The following is a 2,564-nucleotide window of genomic DNA, read 5'->3' as shown; positions in this document are numbered from 1 at the left end:
GACACTCACCACGATAGGCTGCGTCTTATCTTTGCTGCAATTCGAGGCAACGCCTGATTCAAACGGATTGATATTCGGTATTCACGCCCTGGTGTTTGTTACACTTGGTACACTTTGGTTTCACCTCTTTGGCCAGCCTGCACTAGCTGGAAGGTTTGGCAACGCATCGCAACAAACACTTGCTCGTGAACGCGACCGGTTCCGTGCTGGATTGCCGTGAAGAGCGGGGAACAATACCGATGCAACCGAGCGGCGAAGCCGGGTGTTTTGAAGTGGATGATCAACCGTCGCCGCCGGTTGATCGGTAACGGTCTTGCATGGAATAGGTTGCGCTCTCGAGACATTTTTTCCACTGTATTACCGGCAAAAACATGAGGGGCAAAAAGATGGGTCGAGGCTAGGAAGCAGTTAGCATGGCGATCTCCCGAATCGTTTCCTTATATTTTTGCCCTCTATTTTTTGTCGGCAAATCGATCATCGCGGCCGAATGAGTCAGGAGTCTGCTGAGTACACGGGGGCGCTGGGCAATTCTCATCTGCTCTCGTGATTCCCTGCTGCTTGTTCATTTATCCATGCAGCAAAGAACAATGCTCGGACCAAGTGACCACCATCGTACCTGCTCTCTGTCATGAAATAAGTTGCGCTCTCGAGACATTCTTTCCAATGCGTTGCCGACAAAAAGATGGGGGGCAAAAAGATGGGTTGAGGGTCGGAAGCAGTCAGCATGGCGATCTCCCGAATCGTTACCTCATATTTTTGCCCTCTATTTTTTTGTCGGCGAATCGATCAGCGCGGCCGAATTTGTTCGCTTCTTATCTTCCTACCTCCATTTTCCTACCCATTTGCTCGGTCCGAGTTGGCAGGAAGATGGAGGCAGGAAAATTTCAGGAGTGGTTGAGTTGTGGTACGTCTGTTGCAAGGTCGATGGTTGTGCGGTCGATTGTTGCTCAGCTCCTCTTCGGTCAGTATTCTAAGGGATGCGTAGCGAGACCGATCGACGAGTCGTCCGCAACCCAGGCACAGCGCAGGAACGATGTGGTGCACACGAGCGGCGGCAACGTGTTTTCGTGACCACAACCTCTTGGGTCGCCACCGTGTGATCGCCGCCGTTCTGCCCCAAAGCAGCGTCTTTCCATGAACCGACTCGAAACTGGAGAAGTCCATGAACAACGAATCCTTTACCTATCGCCGGTTGGACAAGAACGAAGCAGCAGTTCTTTTGGTTGATCATCAAACCGGCCTCACTAACCTTGTTCACGACTTTTCGCCAGACGACTTTAAGAACAACGTCCTGGCGCTGGCTAACTGTGCAAAGTACTTTGAGCTTCCAACCATACTGACGACGAGCTTCGAGGACGGACCAAACGGCCCGCTCGTTCCGGAGCTTAAGGAAATGTTTCCCGATGCGCCGTACATTGCGCGGCCGGGCCAGATCAATGCGTGGGACAACGAAGACTTCGTCGACGCGGTGAAGGAGACTGGTAAAAAGCAACTGTTGATTGCGGGAATCGTCACCGAAGTGTGCGTCGCATTCCCAACATTATCCGCCATCGAAGCGGGTTACGACGTATTTGTTGTCTGTGATGCTTCCGGCACGTTCAACAAGACGACTCGCGACGCCGCCTGGGCACGAATGTCGGCCGCGGGTGCGCAATTGATAAATTGGTTTGCTGTTGCCGGAGAACTACACCGGGATTGGCGCAATGACATGGAGGGTCTTGGCACGCTCCTCTCAAATCACCTGCCCATTTATCGATGTCTCATGAACAGCTATGTGGCTCAATCGAAGTAAATCAACATGCCTCCCAAAGCTATACACTCGGTCCACAAGAGCTCGCAAACGCACTGCGTTGGAGACGGTTTTCCAGTTCAATCGGTGTCCGATTACAATGGGCTTGGTCGCGAGCTGAATCCTTTCCTGTTGCTTGATTATGTCGCTCCGTATGAGTTTGCTCTGGGACACGAGCATCGCGGCGTTGCCGCGCATCCGCATAAAGGGTTTGAAACGGTGAACACGCGGGAGATCTTGCAATCTTTGAGAAGACTGGTCACGGTGTGGCAATTCAAGCAAATTCGGATGCCCGACTTTTGATCATGGACGGTCAGCCAATCAATGAGCCGGTTGCAGGGCAAGGGCCATTTGTGATGAATACCCGCGAAGAGCTCCAGAAGGCGTTTGAGGACTTTTCTCTAGATCAATGTCCACCGCGCGTCCTCGATGAATTCAACCGTTACCTTTCTTAGAATTGCCTTTGACACACTTCGATGATTGAACGGAATGCGACTACTTCGGTGCGGAGCATGCTCACTCACCGCTCGCCATTTTCTAACCTTCCATGTTTTAACCTATTTTCCTTTCTCAGGTGCCTCGCATTTAGAATGGACGTAGCGACGCTGCAATTTATAAGTTCTGAAAGTCTGGCTCCTTTGGCTTCCGCCGGGCTTGCCCTGGTCGGAAAGACGTGACTGCCGCAAGTTGTAAAGTGCAAGTCCCGAAGGGACGGTCGGATGTAGCCACGGGCGTGAGCCCATCGATGCGAATTCACTGTAGCGAAAGTCGCAGA

General features: G+C 52.1%; 3 protein-coding genes and 1 pseudogene. All 4 read left to right on the top strand.

Going from position 1 to position 2,564, the window contains the following annotated elements; translation table 11 throughout:
- Positions 1–220, top strand: a pseudogene (locus RMSM_RS42280) (hypothetical protein); the annotation flags it as partial.
- Between the two features lie 942 nt (positions 221–1,162).
- On the top strand, positions 1,163–1,792 hold the full coding sequence (gene ycaC, locus RMSM_RS02830; RefSeq protein ID WP_008691295.1) for an isochorismate family cysteine hydrolase YcaC: 630 nt from the start codon (positions 1,163–1,165) through the stop codon (positions 1,790–1,792).
- An 84-nt stretch (positions 1,793–1,876) separates the two neighbouring features.
- Positions 1,877–2,092 carry a pirin family protein gene (locus RMSM_RS42275; RefSeq protein ID WP_008691294.1) on the top strand — a complete coding sequence of 72 codons (216 nt, stop codon included), beginning with the start codon at positions 1,877–1,879 and terminating at the stop codon, positions 2,090–2,092.
- Positions 2,056–2,244 (top strand): pirin-like C-terminal cupin domain-containing protein, encoded by a 189-nt coding sequence (locus RMSM_RS42270; RefSeq protein WP_236621977.1) that lies wholly within the window; start codon positions 2,056–2,058, stop codon positions 2,242–2,244. Before RMSM_RS42275 ends, RMSM_RS42270 begins: the two co-directional genes overlap by 37 nt.
- The last annotated feature ends 320 nt before the right edge of the window (positions 2,245–2,564 follow it).

This window comes from Rhodopirellula maiorica SM1 (assembly GCF_000346295.1).
Taxonomy (GTDB): domain Bacteria; phylum Planctomycetota; class Planctomycetia; order Pirellulales; family Pirellulaceae; genus Novipirellula; species Novipirellula maiorica.
This window is presented reverse-complemented; position numbering and strand designations above follow the sequence as displayed.